At 72.0% G+C, this 18,189-nt stretch carries 12 protein-coding genes; 8 read left to right on the top strand and 4 right to left on the bottom strand.

What is annotated here, in order from left to right:
* Positions 1-79: 79 nt before the first annotated feature.
* Together ACQPWZ_RS12075 and ACQPWZ_RS12070 are read right to left on the bottom strand one after the other, a co-directional pair.
* Positions 80-661 carry a response regulator gene (locus tag ACQPWZ_RS12075; RefSeq protein ID WP_340473054.1) on the bottom strand — a complete coding sequence of 194 codons (582 nt, stop codon included), beginning with the start codon at positions 659-661 and terminating at the stop codon, positions 80-82.
* Between the two features lie 10 nt (positions 662-671).
* A complete protein-coding gene (locus tag ACQPWZ_RS12070; protein ID WP_433573807.1) occupies positions 672-4,793 on the bottom strand; it encodes a HAMP domain-containing protein in 4,122 nt (1,373 codons plus the stop codon).
* 230 nt (positions 4,794-5,023) lie between these two features.
* On the opposite strand from ACQPWZ_RS12070, the gene ACQPWZ_RS12065 reads away from it, so the two are divergent.
* Complete coding sequence (locus ACQPWZ_RS12065) at positions 5,024-6,988, top strand: SpoIIE family protein phosphatase (RefSeq protein WP_405569613.1); 1,965 nt, start codon at positions 5,024-5,026, stop codon at positions 6,986-6,988.
* Between the two features lie 99 nt (positions 6,989-7,087).
* On the top strand, positions 7,088-8,329 hold the full coding sequence (gene hemW, locus ACQPWZ_RS12060; RefSeq protein ID WP_340473052.1) for a radical SAM family heme chaperone HemW: 1,242 nt from the start codon (positions 7,088-7,090) through the stop codon (positions 8,327-8,329).
* A gap of 32 nt (positions 8,330-8,361) precedes the next feature.
* Here hemW and ACQPWZ_RS12055 read toward each other — a convergent pair whose 3' ends face one another.
* A complete protein-coding gene (locus ACQPWZ_RS12055; protein ID WP_405569610.1) occupies positions 8,362-9,171 on the bottom strand; it encodes a DUF3097 domain-containing protein in 810 nt (269 codons plus the stop codon).
* A gap of 9 nt (positions 9,172-9,180) precedes the next feature.
* The gene (locus ACQPWZ_RS12050) at positions 9,181-9,903 is read right to left on the bottom strand and encodes an MBL fold metallo-hydrolase (protein WP_405569607.1); all 723 of its coding nucleotides are present in this window, start codon (positions 9,901-9,903) and stop codon (positions 9,181-9,183) included.
* A gap of 163 nt (positions 9,904-10,066) precedes the next feature.
* Here ACQPWZ_RS12050 and hrcA point away from each other — a divergent pair, with 163 nt between their 5' ends.
* The 6 genes from hrcA to ACQPWZ_RS12020 all read left to right on the top strand — a co-directional run bounded on the left by hrcA (position 10,067) and on the right by ACQPWZ_RS12020 (position 18,146).
* Positions 10,067-11,092, top strand: a complete 1,026-nt coding sequence (gene hrcA, locus ACQPWZ_RS12045) for a heat-inducible transcriptional repressor HrcA (RefSeq protein ID WP_340473049.1) — start codon at positions 10,067-10,069, stop codon at positions 11,090-11,092.
* Positions 11,093-12,229, top strand: coding sequence for a molecular chaperone DnaJ (gene dnaJ / locus ACQPWZ_RS12040; protein WP_340473048.1), 1,137 nt, complete (start codon positions 11,093-11,095; stop codon positions 12,227-12,229).
* A 78-nt stretch (positions 12,230-12,307) separates the two neighbouring features.
* A complete protein-coding gene (locus ACQPWZ_RS12035) occupies positions 12,308-13,378 on the top strand; it encodes a nitronate monooxygenase (protein WP_340473047.1) in 1,071 nt (356 codons plus the stop codon).
* Positions 13,378-14,121: a 16S rRNA (uracil(1498)-N(3))-methyltransferase gene (locus ACQPWZ_RS12030; protein ID WP_433571320.1), complete on the top strand. Its 744-nt coding sequence runs from the start codon at positions 13,378-13,380 to the stop codon at positions 14,119-14,121. The genes ACQPWZ_RS12035 and ACQPWZ_RS12030 overlap by 1 nt, the downstream gene beginning before the upstream one ends.
* A 323-nt stretch (positions 14,122-14,444) precedes the next feature.
* The gene (locus ACQPWZ_RS12025) at positions 14,445-14,843 is read left to right on the top strand and encodes a hypothetical protein (RefSeq protein WP_433571319.1); all 399 of its coding nucleotides are present in this window, start codon (positions 14,445-14,447) and stop codon (positions 14,841-14,843) included.
* A 72-nt stretch (positions 14,844-14,915) separates the two neighbouring features.
* Positions 14,916-18,146 carry a S41 family peptidase gene (locus ACQPWZ_RS12020; RefSeq protein WP_433571318.1) on the top strand — a complete coding sequence of 1,077 codons (3,231 nt, stop codon included), beginning with the start codon at positions 14,916-14,918 and terminating at the stop codon, positions 18,144-18,146.
* Positions 18,147-18,189 lie beyond the last annotated feature (43 nt).

Below are 18,189 nucleotides of genomic sequence, written 5' to 3'. Positions count from 1 at the left end.
TCCGCGGCGAGCACCCACGCCGCGGACACTCCGCGGCGCGGAGCGGCACCCGCGCGGCAGACGCCGTCGCGGGCGGGGCCTATCGGCTCCGCCCGCGACGCAGTTCCCTGACGCCGTCCTCGATACGCGTCAGCTGGATCCGCAGCTCCGGGACATCGCTCGGCCCGCTCCGGCCGAGCTCCGACTCGATGGCGCTCAGCCGGCCGGCGATCGTGGCCAGCTGCTCCTGTTCCTTGGCCAGCATCCGCTCCAACTGGCGCGTCTTGCGGTGCAGTTCGAGGAACACGCTCACCTTCGCCCGCAGCACCCACGGGTCGAACGGCTTCGTCATGAAGTCCGCGGCCCCCGTGGCGTATCCGCGGAAGGCATAGCTGCTGTCGGCCTCCACCCCGGTCAGAAAGATGATCGGGACGTCTTTCGTCTGGTCCAGCCGCTTGATGTTCGAGGCGGTCTCGAAGCCGTCCATGCCCGGCATCCGGACATCGAGCAGGATCACGGCGAACTGCTGCCGCAACAGCGCCTTCATCGCCTCCTCCCCGGAACGGGCCCTCACCATCGGCTCGTTCAGGGCTCCGAGCACTGCTTCGAGAGCGACAAGGTTGTCGTCCATGTCGTCCACGAGCAGGATGCTCGCGCGATCCGCGGGTGCCTGTGCGCTCATGGTGTCTGCCTCACGTGATGGTCGGCGAAGTGGCCGGCTCTCCTTCGCCGTCCTGCTGCGCCGGTACAGCGGAATCCCCCTCCGACGGCCCCACGGACACCGGCAGCCCGGCCGGCGGCTCGCTCTCGGGGTCCAGGAGGGCACAGACGACCGTCAGGAGCCGGTCGACGTCCACGGGCTTCGGTACGTACTCGTTGGCGCCCTGCGCGATGGACTTCTCGCGGTCCCCGGGCATCGCCTTCGCGGTCAGCGCCACGATCGGCAGATCGGTCCACAGCGGGCTGCGCCGGATCGCCTCGATCGTCTCGTAGCCGTCCATCTCGGGCATCATGATGTCCATCAGGACCAGCTGGACGTCGGGATTGCGCTCCAGCGTCTCGATGCCCTCGCGGCCGTTCTCCGCGTACAGCACGGGCATGCCCACGCGGCCCAGCACATGGGTGAGGGCGAAGACGTTGCGGATGTCGTCGTCGACGATCAGCACCCGGCGGCCCGCCAGGATCGCGCCCGCGCTGCCCGACTTCCACTCCTCCAGTTTCGTCGTCGTCGGCCAGCCGTCGTCCAGCTCCGGACGCGGCAGATGGTCGGTGTGGTGTCGCTCGGGCGCGGACAGCGGCAGCGTCCGCAGATCCTGGACCGTGTGGCCGTGCCGCAGGTCGTCGTTCTCCGCGGCCACGTGCCCCGGGTAGAGCACGGGTGCGTACAGCGTGAAGGTGGAGCCCGCGCCCGGTTCGCTCTCGGCGATGATCCGCCCGCCGAGGAGGCCCGCGATCTCGCGGCTGATGGACAGACCGAGGCCGGTGCCGCCGTACTTGCGGTTGGTGGTGCCGTCGGCCTGCTGGAACGCCTCGAAGATCACCGGGAGTTTCTCCGCCGCGATCCCGATGCCGGTGTCCGTGACGGCGAAGGCGATCAGGTCCTCCGCGCCCTTGACCAGGGTGTGGTCCGGGTCCTTGATGCGGTTGACCCGCAGTTCCACGCGGCCGGACGAGGTGAACTTGATGGCGTTGGACAGGAGGTTCCGCAGGATCTGCTGGAGCCGCTGCTCGTCGGAGTACATCTCGCGCGGCACGTCCTCGCCGACCGCGACCTCGAAGGCCAGCCCGCGGTCCAGCGTGATCGGCCGGAAGGTGGCGTGCACATAGTCGAGCAGCTTGATCAGCGGGAGCTTCTTCGGTCGTACGTCCATACGGCCGGCCTCGATCTTGGACAGGTCGAGGATGTCGTTGATCAGCTGGAGCAGGTCGGAGCCCGATCGGTGGATCGTCGTCGCGAACTGCACCTCCTGGTCGGAGAGACGGCCGTCCGGGTTGTCGGACAGCAGCCGGGCGAGGATGAGCAGGGAGTTCAGCGGGGTGCGCAGTTCGTGCGACATGTTCGCCAGGAACTCCGACTTGTACTGCGACGAGGTCGCCAGCAGGGCGGCCTTCTCCTCCAGCTCCGCGTTGGAGCGCTGCAGTTCGGCCTGCTGGCGCTGGAGTTCGTCGGAGCGCTCCTGGAGCTGCACCGCCAGGCGCTGGGACTCGCCGAGGAGCGACTCCGTACGGGAGTTGGCGATGATGGTGTTGATCGCGACCCCGATGGTGTTCACGAACTGGTCGAAGAACGCCAGGTGGACGTCCGAGAAGCGGGAGAACGACGCGAGCTCGATCACTCCGAGCAGCTTGTCCTCGAAGAGGATCGGGATGATGACGACGCTGGCCGGCGACGCCTCGCCCAGCCCTGAGTTGATCTTGATGTAGTCCGGCGGCGCTTCCTCCAGCAGGATCCGCTTCTTCTCCAGGGCCGCCTGCCGCACCAGGCCGTGGCCCGGCATGCCGGTGGTGTCGATGGTGGCGGACTGGGCGGAGCCGTAGCCCGCGATGAAGGCCAGGCCCTTGGTGGTGGAGGTGGTACGGGCCGGGGTGCCGTCGGCGTCCGGGTCGGCCAGGAAGAAGGCGCCGTACTGGGCGTTCACCAGCGGGGTCAGTTCGCGCAGGATCAGGTCGGCGACCTCCATCAGGTCGCGGTGCCCCTGCATCAGACCGGCCAGACGGGCGAGGTTCGACTCCAGCCAGTCCTTGGCCCGGGTGGTCTCGCGGAGGTTGGACACCATCAGGTTGATGTTGTCCTTGAGTTCGGAGACCTCGCCGCGGGTCTCCACCGTGATGGAGCGGGACATGTCGCCCTGGGCCACCGCGGACGCCACCTCGGCGATCGCGCGGACCTGGGTGGTGAGATTGAGCGCCAGCTCGTTCACATTGGTCGTCAGGCGCTTCCAGGTGCCGTACACGCCCTCGACCCGTGCCTGGCCGCCCAACTGGCCCTCGGAGCCCACCTCGCGGGCCACCCGGGTCACCTCGGAGGAGAACGAGGAGAGCGTGTCGACCATGGTGTTGATGGTGGTCTTGAGCTCCAGGATCTCGCCGCGGGCGTCGACGTCGATCTTCTTCGACAGGTCGCCCTGCGCCACGGCCGTCGCCACCTGGGCGATGTTCCGCACCTGCGACGTGAGGTTGTCGGCCATGTAGTTGACGTTGTCCGTGAGGTCCTTCCACAGGCCGGTGACGCCGAGCACCTGGGCGCGGCCGCCGAGTCTGCCGTCCGTGCCGACCTCGCGGGCCACCCGCGTGACCTCGTCGGCGAACGCCCGCAGCTGGTCCACCATCGTGTTGACGGTGTCCTTGAGCTCCAGGATCTCCCCGCGGGCGTCCACGGTGATCTTCTTGGACAGGTCGCCGTTGGCGACGGCGGTGGTGACCTGGGCGATGTTGCGGACCTGGCTGGTGAGGTTGGACGCCATGAAGTTGACGTTGTCCGTGAGGTCCTTCCAGACCCCGGACACGCCGCGGACCTGCGCCTGACCGCCGAGATTGCCCTCCGTGCCGACCTCGCGGGCGACGCGGGTGACCTCGTCGGCGAAGGCGGAGAGCTGGTCGACCATGGTGTTGATGGTCGACTTGAGTTCGAGGATCTCGCCCTTCGCCTCGACAGTGATCTTCTTGCCCAGATCGCCCTGGGCGACGGCCGTGGAGACCAGGGCGATGTTCCGCACCTGGCTGGTCAGGTTGTCGGCCATGAAGTTGACGTTCTCGGTGAGGTCCTTCCAGACCCCGGACACCCCGCGGACCTGGGCGCGGCCGCCGAGGTTGCCCTCGGTGCCGACCTCGCGGGCGACGCGGGTGACCTCGTCGGCGAAGGCGGAGAGCTGGTCGACCATGGTGTTGATGGTCGACTTGAGTTCGAGGATCTCGCCCTGGGCGTCGACGGTGATCTTCTGGGAGAGATCGCCGTTGGCGACGGCGGTGGTGACCTGGGCGATGTTGCGGACCTGGCTGGTGAGGTTGGACGCCATGAAGTTGACGTTGTCCGTGAGGTCCTTCCAGACCCCGGACACGCCGCGGACCTGGGCACGCCCGCCCAACTGGCCCTCGGTGCCGACCTCGCGCGCCACGCGGGTCACCTCGTCCGCGAACGCGGAGAGCTGGTCGACCATCGTGTTCACGGTGAGCTTCAGTTCCAGCAGCTCGCCCGTCGCCTCGACGGTCACCGTACGGGTCAGGTCGCCGCGTGCCACCGCCGTGGTGACCGCGGCGATGTCGCGCACCTGTGCGGTGAGCCGGGAGGCCATCGCGTTGACGGCCTCCGTGACGTCCCGCCAACTCCCGGACAGCCCCTGGACCTTGGCGCGGCCGCCGAGCCTGCCCTCGGTGCCGACCTCGCGCGCGACCCGCGTGACCTCGCCGGTGAACAGCGACAGCTGGTCGACCATCTTGTTCACCGCGCGGCCCAGCCGGCGCAGATCGCCCCGCAACTGGCGGTTCCCGTCGTGCAGATCGACCCGTTGGGTGAGATCACCGCCGGCCACCGCGTCCAGGACGCGCGTGGCGTTCGCGGCCGGTACGACCAGGGCGTCCAGCAGGGAGTTCGTCCAGGTCACCCCCGAGGTCCAGGCGCCCTGGCCGGGGCTCGCCGCCAGCCGGTCGTCGAGCCGCCCGTGGCGGACGACCTCCCTGCGCACCCGCGTCAGCTCGTCGGCGAAGTGCTGATTGCGCACGGCGATCTGGTTGAACACCGCGGCCAGTTCCGCCGACATGCCTTCATGCGTCTCGGCCACCCGGACGCGGAAGTCGCCGTCGCGCAGCGACGTCATCGCGGCCAGCAGCGGGCGCAGTTCGGACGCCCGGATCCAGCCGCTGTCGTCCGGCGTCCTGGCATGCGGCAAGGTGGCCGGGGATGCGGGCGGCGGCACGAGGTCTCTGTTCATATCCGCCCACTTCGGTGACTCGGCGCTTATGGGCAGGCTCAGTCTGTCACTCTGTCGGTGTCAGAAGCGGCGCATTGTGAGAACCGACCGGGAGCCGGACTGTGGGGTCCATTCCGATGCAGCGCGAAACCGTCCACCGCTCAACTCCGTTCTACCCGTTCAGGGATGACGGGCGGTCGGTCACGCGCACCAGCCTGCCGGGGAACCCCCATGCCCCCTCGGCCGCCCGCAGATTCGTCCGGGCGGCTCTCGCCGACTGGACCACCCTCGGGCTCCTCGCCACCTGCGCCTACTGCCGGGGTACGGTGGGCGGCTGCCCGCCCGGCGGGCACAGCACCGACCGGCTCGCGGACGACGCCGTCGTGATCGTCAGTGAACTCGTCACCAACGCCGTCGTGCACGCGGGCACCGCCGTCGAACTCCTGTGCCGCCTCGACCCGTCGGCCGACGGAGAGGCCGCCGCCCTGGTGATCGAGGTCTCCGACCACCACCCGGCCAGGGCCGTGAGCAGTGAGCCCCACGCCGTCACGGACCGCTCGGGCACCCCCGAGTACGGACGCGGTCTGCACCTCGTCGCCGCACTCGCCGAGCGCTGGGGCATCACCTACCTCTCCGCCCTGAAGACCGTCTGGGCGCGGCTGCCCGTCGACGGCTGGGACACCTTCGCGCTCAGCGGTACCGAACCGGCCATCGACCGCGGTCTGCGGGCCGCCGAGATCCTGGCGCCCTCGCCGCGCGCGTCCGTCGCCCGCGACGACCGCGCGGACCAGAGCCTGGCCGGACGCGGCGCTCTCTCCTTCCTCGCCGAGGCCTCCGACCTGCTGGCCGGACAGCTCGACGAGGACATGGTGGCCGCGCTCGCCGCCCAGCTGCTGGTGCCCCGGCTCGCCGACTGGTGCGCGATCTGGCTGGACGGCGAACCCGGCCGGCCCGCCGTCGGCGGCGAGGGGCCCTCGGCTCCCGTGCAGCGGCTCGCCCGCGTCTGGCACGCCGACGAGTCACGGATCGAGCAGCTGCGCACGGCGCTCGTCGACGAGCCGCCCATGCTGCCGGAGGGCACGATCGGCGGACCGGTGCCGATCCCGTGGCCCAGCGGGCGTGAGCCCGGCGCGGCCGGGGGTGCCGCACTCGCCTACCGTCTCGTCGCGGGCGGACGCGGCCTCGGCACCCTGCTGCTCGCCCGGCAGGGCCTCGCGCGCGTCCCCGACGACGTGACGGCCCTCACCGAGGACTTCGCCCGCCGCGTGGCCCTCGCGATCGGTGCCGCCCGCCAGTACACCCGGCAGGCCACCATCAGCAAGGTCCTCCAGCGCGGCCTCCAGCCCCGCAAGGTGGGCCAGATCCCCGGCGTGGACCGTTTCCTGGTCTACGAGCCCGGCGACGACGGCGTCGCCGGGGGCGACTTCTACGACATCTTCCCGGCCGGCAGCGGCGACCGCTGGTCCTTCATGCTCGGCGACGTCCAGGGCAGCGGCCCCGAGGCGGCCGTCGTCACCGGGCTGGCCCGCCCCTGGCTGCGGCTGCTCGCCCGCGAGGGCTACCAGGTCGGAGAGGTGCTCGACCGGCTGAACGGGCTCCTTCTCGACGACGCCATGGAAGCGGCGGAGGCGACCGCGCTGCTCGTCGCCGCGGCCGGCGGCCAGACGGTGCCGGAAGGGCCGCAGGCCCGCTTCCTGTCCCTGCTGTACGGCGAGCTCGTGCCGCTGCCCTCCGGCAGGGGCGTGCGGTGCACGCTGGCGAGCGCGGGGCATCCGCTGCCGCTGGTGCTGCGGCCCGACGGGCGGGTGCACACCGTCGCCGAGCCGCAGGTCCTGCTCGGGGTCGTGGAGGACGTCGCGTACCAGAGCCAGACCTTCGACCTGGAGCCCGGTGACACGCTGCTCTGTGTCACGGACGGGGTGACCGAGCGGCGCTCGGGGGCGCGGATGTTCGACGACGGCGACGGGCTGGCCACGGCCCTCGCCGGGTGCGTGGGACTGACGGCGCAAGGGGTCGGGGAGCGGATCAGGCAGGCGGTGCACGACTTCTCGGACACCCCGCTGGACGACGATCTGGCGCTGCTGGTGCTCCAGGTGCAGTGACGTACCCCTCCGGTGCGGTGACCTGCCGGGGACGGCACGGCCACTGCCCCCGGACCCCCGCCCGGCGCGCGGTCCGGGCTTTCGCACGGGTGACGGACAATGGGGGGCATGCCTTCCGTACTGCCCGATGGTGAGCCCATGCCCGAGGACGGGGCGCTCCCGGCGTCCGCCCTCGACGGCGCCGGTGACCGGCCGCTCGCCTTCTATCTGCATGTGCCGTACTGCGCGACGCGCTGCGGCTACTGCGACTTCAACACCTACACCGCCACCGAGCTGCGCGGCTCGGGCGGTGTGCTGGCCTCCCGCGACAACTACGCCGCCACCCTCGCCGACGAGGTGCGCCTCGCCCGCAAGGTGCTCGGCGACGATCCGCGGCCCCTCAGCACGGTGTTCGTCGGGGGCGGTACGCCGACGCTGCTGGACGCCGCCGACCTGGTGTCCATGCTGGGCGCCGTACGGGAGGAGTTCGGGCTCGCGGACGACGCGGAGATCACCACCGAGGCGAACCCCGAGTCCGTCGGTCCGGAGTATCTGGAGAAGCTGCGGGCCGGAGGATTCAACCGGATCTCGTTCGGGATGCAGAGCGCCCGGCAGCACGTCCTGAAGGTGCTGGACCGTACGCACACACCCGGACGCCCCGAGGCCTGCGTCGCGGAGGCCCGCGCCGCCGGCTTCGACCATGTGAACCTCGACCTGATCTACGGCACCCCCGGCGAGAGCGACGACGACTGGCGCGCGTCGCTCGCGGCCGCGGTGGGTGCGGGTCCGGACCACGTCTCGGCGTACGCGCTGATCGTGGAGGAGGGCACCCAGCTGGCCCGGCGGATCCGGCGGGGCGAGGTGCCCATGACCGACGACGACGTGCACGCGGACCGTTATCTGATCGCGGACTCCGTGCTGTCCGAGGCGGGCTTCTCCTGGTACGAGGTCTCCAACTGGGCCACCTCCGACGCAGGCCGCTGTCTGCACAACGAGCTGTACTGGCGCGGCGCCGACTGGTGGGGCGCGGGCCCCGGAGCGCACAGCCATGTGGGCGGGGTGCGCTGGTGGAACGTGAAGCACCCGGGCGCTTACGCGGCGGCGCTGGCCGAGGGGCGCTCGCCCGGCGCGGGCCGGGAGCTCCTGTCGGCGGAGGACCGGCGCGTCGAGCGGATCCTGCTGGAGCTGCGGCTGAAGGACGGCGTGCCGCTGTCGCTGCTGAAGCCGGCGGGGCTGGCGGCGTCGGGCAGGGCCCTGGCGGACGGGCTGCTGGAGCCCGCGGCCTACGAGGCGGGCTCGGCCGTCCTGACGCTGCGGGGAAGGCTGCTCGCTGACGGGGTCGTCCGGGACCTGGTGGACTGACCCGCCCCGCTGCCCTCACACGGCCTCGCCGCTCACTCCGGCGGCAGTGTCACGAAGTCGATCAGCTCCTCGACCCGGCCCAGCAGCTCCGGCTGAAGATCGCGGTAGGACCGCACCCGGGACAGGATGTGCTGCCAGGCGGCGCCGGTGTTCGGCGGCCAGCCCAGTGCACGGCACACGCCCGTCTTCCAGTCCTGGCCCCGCGGGACGACGGGCCATGCCGTGATCCCCACCGACGACGGCTTCACCGCCTCCCAGATGTCGATGTACGGATGGCCCACCACCAGCACGTGCGGGTCCGTGACCGACGCGGCGATACGGGACTCCTTGGACCCCGGGACCAGATGGTCGACCAGGACACCGAGGCAGGCATCGGGCCCGGGCGCGAAGTCGTCGACGATCGCCGGGAGATCGTCGACACCCTCCAGGTACTCCACCACCACCCCCTCGATGCGCAGATCGTCGCCCCAGACCCGCTCCACCAGCTCGGCGTCGTGGCGGCCCTCGACGTAGATGCGGCCCGCCCGCGCCACCCTGGCCCGCGCGCCGGGCACGGCGACGGAGCCCGAGGCAGTGCGGGCCGGCGCGGCCGGCGCGCCCGCGCCGGGCCGGACCAGCGTCACCACCCGGCCCTCCAGCAGAAAGCCCCGTGCGGTCAGCGGGAAGACCCGGTGCTTGCCGAAGCGGTCCTCCAGGGTCACCGTCCCGGCCTCGCAGCCGATCACCGCGCCGCAGAAGCCGGTGGTGACCTCCTCCACGACCAGATCCCGGTCGGCGGGGACCTCCGGCACGGCGGAGGGCTTCTTCCAAGGGGGCGTCAGATCGGGGCTGTAGCTGCGCATTCGGCGACGCTACGACACCCCGAAGCGCTCCGCCAGCACGTCACGCTGTGCGCGGACGAACGCCGCGTCCACCACCGCGCCGTGCCCGGGGACGTACAACGCGTCCTCTCCGCCGAGCGCGAGCAGCCGGTCCAGGGCCGCCGGCCAGCGCGACGGCATCGCGTCCGGACCCGCCTGCGGCTCCCCGGACTCCTCCACCAGGTCGCCGCAGAACACGACCTCCCGGTCGCCCGGCACGAGGAGCACCAGATCGTGGCCCGTGTGCCCGGGGCCCACATTGGCCAGCAGCACCTGGCGTCCGCCGAGGTCCAGCGTCCGTTCACCGGTGACCACGTGCTGCGGCGCGACCAGCAGGTCGGTCGCCTCGGCGGCATCGTCCGGCGCCACACCGTGCCGTACGGCGTCGGCCCGGAGTTCGTCGCGGTCCCGGCGCAGTACGACGTCGACGGCGACCGCGCCGAAGACCTCCACCGCGGAGAAGGCCGCCGTCCCCAGAACATGGTCGAAGTGGGGATGACTCAGTGCGACATGCGTCACTCGGCGGCCGCCCAGCAGCGCCTCCGCCTGTGTACGCAGCTCCACGCCCTCACGCAGCGTGGACCCCGTGTCGAACAGCAGGACGCCCTCGTCACCGGCGACCAGTCCCACGGTCGCGTCCCAGACGGGCAGCCTGCGCCGCCCGACGCCGTCGGCCAGTTGCTCCCAGCCGTAGTCTTCCCAACGGACGTCCATAACGCGACGCTACTGGCAACGACCAGCAAAGGCGCGCGGTAGCCTGGTCGGCCGCCTTGCTAGAGCCGTACCCCACGGCCGTACACTGGCACGGGGATTGCTGGCACTCGGACCCGGGGAGTGCCAAGCAGCCACCGAGGAACCAGAGCTGGAGGTGTGCGCGGTGCTCAGTGAACGCAGACTCGAGGTGCTGCGCGCGATCGTCCAGGACTATGTCGGCACCGAGGAACCTGTGGGTTCCAAGGCGCTCACGGAGCGTCACAATCTCGGCGTCTCGCCGGCCACGGTCCGGAACGACATGGCGGTGCTGGAGGACGAGGGCTTCATCGCCCAGCCGCACACCAGCGCCGGCCGTATCCCGACGGACAAGGGGTACCGGCTCTTCGTCGACAAGCTGGCAGGGGTCAAGCCCCTGTCGTCGCCGGAGCGCCGCGCCATCCAGAACTTCCTGGACGGGGCCGTCGACCTCGACGACGTCGTGGGCCGTACGGTGCGGCTGCTCGCGCAGCTGACCCGGCAGGTCGCCGTCGTCCAGTACCCGTCGCTGACCCGGTCCACCGTCCGGCACGTCGAACTCCTCTCCCTGGCACCCGCCCGGCTGATGCTCGTGCTGATCACGGACACCGGCCGGGTCGAGCAACGGATGATCGACTGTCCCGCGCCCTTCGGCGACACCTCGCTCGCGGACCTGCGGGCCCGGCTCAACAGCCGGGTCGTCGGGCGCCGTTTCGCGGATGTGCCGCAGCTGGTGCAGGACCTGCCGGATTCCTTCGAGCCGGAGGACCGCGGCACCGTCACGACGGTGCTGTCCACCCTGCTCGAGACCCTGGTCGAGGAGACCGAGGAGCGGCTGGTGATCGGCGGCACCGCCAATCTGACCCGCTTCGGACACGACTTCCCGCTCACGATCCGGCCGGTGCTGGAGGCGCTGGAGGAGCACGTCGTGCTGCTCAAGCTGCTCGGCGAGGCCAAGGAGTCGGGCGGGATGGGCATGACCGTACGGATCGGTCACGAGAACGCCCATGAGGGCCTCAACTCCACGTCCGTCGTCTCGGTCGGCTACGGTTCGGGCGACGAGGCAGTTGCCAAACTCGGCGTGGTCGGACCGACCCGCATGGACTACCCCGGAACGATGGGAGCGGTACGCGCAGTGGCACGTTACGTCGGACAGATCCTGGCGGAGTCGTAAGTGGCCACGGACTACTACGCCGTACTCGGCGTGCGCCGAGACGCATCCCAGGACGAGATCAAGAAGGCCTTCCGCCGTCTTGCGCGTGAACTCCACCCGGATGTGAATCCGGACCCGAAGACGCAGGAGCGCTTCAAGGAGATCAACGCGGCCTACGAGGTCCTCTCGGATCCGCAGAAGAAGCAGGTCTACGACCTCGGCGGCGACCCGCTGTCCCAGGCGGGCGGCGGTGGCGCCGGAGGCTTCGGCGCCGGTGGCTTCGGAAACTTCTCGGACATCATGGACGCCTTCTTCGGGACGGCGTCGCAGCGGGGGCCGAGGTCGCGCACGCGACGCGGCCAGGACGCGATGATCCGGCTGGAGATCGACCTCAACGAGGCGGCCTTCGGCACGACGAAGGACATCCAGGTCGACACGGCCGTCGTCTGTACGACGTGTTCGGGCGAGGGCGCGGCGCCGGGAACCTCGGCGCAGACATGTGACATGTGCCGCGGCCGCGGTGAGGTCTCGCAGGTCACGCGGTCCTTCCTGGGCCAGGTCATGACGTCCAGGCCGTGCCCCCAGTGCCAGGGCTTCGGGACCGTCGTCCCGACCCCGTGCCCGGAGTGCGCCGGTGACGGCCGGGTCCGCTCGCGCCGCACGCTGACCGTGAAGATCCCCGCCGGTGTCGACAACGGCACCCGGATCCAGCTCGCGGGCGAGGGCGAGGTAGGCCCCGGCGGCGGCCCCGCCGGCGACCTGTACGTGGAGATCCACGAGCTGGCCCACGGCGTGTTCCAGCGGCGCGGCGACGACCTGCACTGCACGGTCACCATTCCGATGACGGCGGCGGCCCTCGGCACCCAGGTGCCGCTGGAGACGCTCGACGGCATGGAGGAGGTCGACATCCGCCCGGGCACCCAGTCCGGCCAGTCGATCCCGCTGCACGGCCGCGGCATCACACACCTGCGCGGTGGCGGTCGGGGCGACCTGATCGTGCACGTCGAGGTGATGACGCCCTCGAAGCTGGACCCGGAGCAGGAGCGGGTGCTGCGGGAGCTGGCGAAGCTGCGTGGCGAGGAGCGGCCGACCGGTCAGTTCCAGCCGGGGCAGCAAGGGCTGTTCTCGCGTCTGAAGGACGCGTTCAACGGACGGTAGAACCAGCCGCGGCCCCGGTCTCCGGGGCCGCGGCCGGTCCGATTCGGCCGGGCGGGGCCGACGTGGCACCATGCGTGCATGTCCTCCGCACTGACCGATCTCTGCCGGTATCCGATCGTGCAGGCCCCCATGGCGGGCGGCGCGTCGTCCCCGCAGTTGGCCGCAGCCGTGTCCGAGGCCGGCGGCCTCGGATTCCTGGCCGCCGGATACAAGACCGCGGACGGCATGTACCAGCAGATCAAACAGATCCGCGGGCTCACGAGCCGGCCCTTCGGCGTGAATCTGTTCATGCCGCAGCCGGGTGCGACCGACCCCGCCGCCGTGGAGGTCTACCGGCACCAGCTCGCCGGTGAGGCGGCCTGGTACGAGACACCGCTCGGCGATCCCGACTCCGGCCTGGACGACGGGTACGAGGCCAAGCTCGCGATCCTGCTCGACGACCCCGTCCCGGTCGTCTCCTTCACCTTCGGCTGCCCCAAGCGGGAGGTGCTCCAGTCCTTCGCCAAGGCCGGCACCTTCACCGTCGTCACGGTCACCTCGGCCGAGGAGGCGCAGGCCGCGCAGCGGGCGGGCGCGGACGCCGTGTGCGTCCAGGGCGTCGAGGCCGGCGGCCACCAGGGGACGCACCGCGACGACCCGGCGGCCGACGGCAGCGGGGTGGGACTGCTCACCCTCGTCGCCCTGGTCCGCGAGGCCGTTCCGCTGCCGGTGATCGCGGCCGGCGGACTGATGCGCGGCGGCCAGATCGCCGGCGTGCTCGCGGCCGGAGCGGCGGCGGCGCAGCTCGGCACCGCGTTCCTGGTCTGCCCCGAGTCCGGCGCGAACACCCTGCACAAGCAGGCGATGACCAATCCCCTCTTCGTACGCACCGAACTGACCCGTGCCTTCTCGGGCCGGCCCGCCCGCGGGCTCGTCAACCGCTTCATGCGCGAGCACGGGCCGTACGCCCCCGCCGCGTATCCGCAGGTGCACCACCTGACGAGCGGGCTGCGCAAGGCGGCGGCCAAGGCCGGCGACGCCCAGGGCATGGCGCTGTGGGCCGGTCAGGGGCACCGGCTGGCCCGGGAGCTGCCGGCCGGACAGCTGGTGGAGGTGCTGGCCGCCGAGCTGGACTCCGCGCGCGCCGCGCTGGCGCTGGACGCCTCCTGATGACCGCACCCGTCTTCCTGGTGGACTCCCTGGAGGGGGTCACCGCTGGTTCCGCCGTCACGCTGGACGGGCCCGAAGGGCGGCACGCCGTGTCCGTACGCCGGCTCCAGCCGGGTGAGGAGATCGTGCTCACCGACGGGCTCGGGCGCGGGGCGGCCGGTGTCGTACTGCGGACCGAGGGCAAGGACCGGCTGGAGGTGGAGGTCCGGGACCTCCCGGTGGAGACCGAGCCGGCGCCGCGTATCACCGTCGTCCAGGCGCTGCCCAAGGGCGACCGCGGCGAACTCGCCGTCGAGACCATGACGGAGACCGGCGTGGACGAGGTCGTGCCCTGGCAGGCCGCCCGCTGCGTCACGCAGTGGAAGGGCGAGCGGGGCGCGAAGTCGCAGGCGAAGTGGCGGGCCACCGCGCGTGAGGCGGGCAAGCAGTCGCGCCGGCTCCGCTTCCCGGAGGTCGCGGACGCAGCAACGACCAAGCAGGTTGCGGCAATTCTGGCCACAGCGGACTTCGCGGCCGTGCTGCACGAGGAGGGGGCCGAACCGCTGGCCACCGCCGAGCTGCCGGCCGAGGGGTCGATCGTGCTGGTCGTGGGCCCCGAGGGTGGGGTGTCCCCGGAGGAACTCGCGGCGTTCGCGGAGGCGGGAGCCAAGCCGTACCGGCTGGGACGCAGTGTGCTGCGCACCTCGACGGCGGGCACGGCGGCGACGGCGCTGCTGCTGGGCCGCACGGGGCGCTGGGGCTGACCGACCTGGTGCGCGGGCCGTCGGGGCGGGGGAGAGCCCGACGCCGTCCCCGGTGGCGGTGATTGACCGCAACCGCCCTGTTGCTTCCCGCCCACCGGTGCCAGTCTCGCTTCATGCGGGGAATGACACTGCGGGGAACAGCGCTGCGGCGAACGGGACCGCGCGGAACGACACGGCGAAGAACGGCAGTTGGCCGGGCGGGAGAAGCCGAGCCCGGCCGGGCGCGCCCGAGACGCACGCTCGCCGCGATCGCCGTCGCGGGCACGGCGGTCGGGGTCCTGGCGGCCTGCGAGCCGGCGGCAGGGGGACTCAGTTCCGTCGCCGTGTCCGTCACCACGGACCGCACGGGCACCAGCACCCTGGAGCGCATCGGCTTCGACGTGCGCTGGCTCAGCTGCACCGCCACCCTCGACGACGCGGGCAACTCCTCGCCGTCGCCCAGCAGGACGGGGACCGCCACCGTCGACTGCCAGGGTGAGACCGAGGCGGGGCAGAAGATCACGCTCAAGGGCAAGGTGACCGAGGAGCGTTCGGGCCGGTGCGTCCGCGGTGACCTCATGGCCCGGGTGGACGGCAAGGTCGTCTTCGAGGCGACTGTCCTCGGCAACTGCTCGGCCACGCCCAGCAATTCGCCCCGGCCCACACCTCCCGGCTCCGGCCCACGGCCCGCCGTCACCGTCACGGTGACCGTCACCGAGACGGCCGACCCGCCGGGTAAGTGACCCGGCCTGATCCGCACGACAGGCCCTCGCAAAGCCGTGACCCGGCGGTCGTGGCCTGCCTAGGGTGACGGTGTGACGCAGCCTGCCTACCTTCGGTATCCGCATGTCCACGGCGAGTTGATCGCCTTCACCGCAGAGGACGACGTCTGGGTCGCCCCGCTCGACGGCGGACGCGCCTGGCGCGTGAGCGCCGACAACGTGCCCGTCGACCATCCCCGTATCTCACCCGACGGCACCCGCATAGCCTGGACCTCACGCCGGGACGGCGCGCCCGAGGTGCATGTCGCCCCCGTCGACGGCGGGCCGGCCGACCGGCTGACGTACTGGGGCAGTGCCAGGACGTCCGTACGCGGCTGGACCCCGCAGGGCGAGGTCCTCGCCATCAGCACCCAGGGTCAGGCCTCGCTGCGCCGCACCTGGGCGCGGTCGGTGCCGCTCGACGGCGGACCCGCGACGCAGCTGCCCTACGGGCCGGTCGGCGGCCTGGCGTACGGCTCCGGCGTACTGCTGCTCTCCGCCACGATGGGCCGCGAGGCCGCGGCCTGGAAGCGCTACCGGGGCGGCACCGCGGGCAAGTTGTGGATCGACCGGGACGGCTCGGGGGAGTTCGTACGCCTCCACGAGGACCTCGACGGGAACATCGAGTACCCGCTGTGGGTGGGGGGTCCCCACGGCGAAGCGGGGGAGAGGATCGCGTTCCTCTCGGACCACGAGGGCGTCGGAGCCGTCTACTCGTCCCGGCCGGACGGGTCGGACCTGAAGCGTCACACCTCTCTCGGCACCGGAGACGCCGCCGACGGCTTCTATGCCCGGCACGCGGCCACCGACGGCACCCGTGTCGTGTACGCCTCCGCCGGTGAGCTGTGGATCCTCGACGACCTCGACGGCACCGCGCCCCGCCGTCTCGACATCCGGCTCGGCGGGCAGCGCACCGATCAGCGCCCGCGTCCCGTGAAGGCCGAACGCCATCTCGGTGCCGCGGCCCCCGACCACACCGGACGCGGCAGCGCCGTGGAGATCCGCGGCGGCGTCCACTGGGTCACCCACCGGGACGGGCCCGCGCGGGCGCTGGCGGTGGAACCGGGCGTCCGGGCCCGGCTGCCCCGCGTCTTCCGGGCGGACGGGGAGGAGCAGGTCGTCTGGGTCACCGACGCGGAGGGCGAGGACGCACTGGAATTCGCCCCGGCGACCGGCCTCGCGCCCGGCGCCGCACCGCGCAGGCGGGCGGCCGGACAGCTCGGCCGCGTCCTCGGCCTGGCCGTCGCACCGGACGGCAGCCGGGCGGCCGTCGCGGCCCATGACGGGCGGGTCCTGCTCGTGGACCGTGAGACGGGAGAGGTCCGCCAGGTCGACCGCGGCGAGCACGGGGAAGCCACCGGGCTCGTCTTCTCGCCCGACTCCCACTGGCTCGCCTGGTCGCACGCCGGACCGTCCCCGCTGCGGCAGCTCAAGCTCGCCGATGTGCGGGACCTGTCCGTCGTCGAGGCGACACCGCTGCGATTCCGCGACTACCAGCCCGCGTTCACGCTCGACGGCAGGCATCTGGCATTCCTGTCCGAGCGCGACTTCGACCCGGTCTACGACACCCATGTCTTCGACCTCGCGTTCGTCGGCGGCTGCCGGCCGCATCTGATCACGCTCGCGGCCACCACCCCGTCGCCGTTCGGACCACAGCGGCACGGCCGGCCGTTCGAGGAGGACAAGGACCGCGGCCGGGACGGCGACGGCGAGGTGCCCGCCACCCGGATCGACCTCGAAGGGCTGGCCGACCGGATCGTGCCGTTCCCGGTCGAGGCGGGCAGCTACTCCACCCTGCGCGCGGCGAAGGACGGGCTGCTGTGGCTGCGCCACCCGTTGCGCGGCGCGCTGGGAGCCACCCGCGCCACCCCCGACGACGAGGGACCCACGACCGCTCTGGAGCGCTACGACCTCACCCAGCAGCGCACCGAGGAACTCGCCGCGGACGCCGACGGGTTCTCGGTCAGCGGTGACGGCAAGCGGGTGCTGCTGCGAACCGACGACAAGCTGAAGGTCGTCCCCGCCGACCGGCGGGCATCGCGCGAGGACGACAGCGACACCAACGTCTCCGTCGATCTCTCCCGCGTCCGCCGCACCGTCGACCCGGCGGCCGAGTGGCGGCAGATGTACGACGAGGCCGGACGGCTGATGCGCGACAACTTCTGGCGCGCGGACCTCGGCGGCGTCGACTGGGACGGCGTACTGGACCGGTACCGGCCGGTGCTGTCCCGGGTGGCCACCCACGACGATCTGATGGATCTGCTGTGGGAGGTGCAGGGCGAACTCGGCACCTCGCACGCGTACATCGTCCCGCGCGGCGGTCAGGGGCAGAGCGCCCGTCGCCAGGGCCTCCTCGGCGCGGACATCTCCCGTTCGGCGGACGGCGTGTGGCGCGTCGACCGCGTCCTGCCGTCCGAGACGTCCGACCCGCGCGCCCACTCCCCGCTCGCCGCCCCCGGAGCCGCGGTGCACGCCGGTGACGCGATCCTCGCGGTGGACGGCCGGCCCGTCGACCGGATCGCCGGACCGGGCCCGCTGCTGGTCGGCACGGCGGGCAAGCCGGTCGAACTCACCGTCGCGCCCGCGGACGGCGGCGAGCCGCGCCACGCGGTCGTCGTCCCGCTCGCCGACGAGGAGCCGCTGCGCTACCACGCATGGGTCGCCGACCGGCGCGCCTACGTCCACGAGCACTCCGCGGGACGGCTGGGCTATCTGCACGTCCCCGACATGCAGGCGCCGGGCTGGGCCCAGATCCACCGGGATCTGCGGGTCGAGGTGGCACGCGAGGGCCTGGTCGTGGACGTGCGGGAGAACCGCGGCGGGCACACCTCCCAGCTGGTCGTGGAGAAGCTGGCACGCCGGGTCGTGGGCTGGGCCGTGCCGCGCGGGATGCAGCCGTACAGCTATCCGGCGAACGCGCCGCGCGGCCCGGTCGTGGCGGTGGCGAACGAGTTCTCCGGCTCGGACGGCGACATCGTCAACGCGGCGATCAAGGCGCTGGGGATCGGCCCCGTCGTGGGCACCCGGACCTGGGGCGGGGTCATCGGTATCGACAACCGCTACTCCCTGGTGGACGGCACGGGGGTCACCCAGCCCAAGTACGCCTTCTGGGTGGAGGGTTACGGGTGGGGTGTGGAGAACTACGGCGTCGACCCGGACGTGGAAGTGGTGATGACCCCGCAGGACCATGTGGCGGGTCGCGATCCGCAGCTGGACGAGGCGATCCGGATGGCGCTCGCCGTCCTGGCGGAGAACCCGGCCAGGACGCCCCCGGTGCTGGACTGACCTGGGCGGCGGGTCCCCGGGAGCCTCCCGGGCACCCGCACCT

This window comes from Streptomyces sp. CA-251247, assembly GCF_050952975.1.
GTDB classification, from domain to species: Bacteria; Actinomycetota; Actinomycetes; order Streptomycetales; family Streptomycetaceae; genus Streptomyces; species Streptomyces achmelvichensis.
This window is presented reverse-complemented; position numbering and strand designations above follow the sequence as displayed.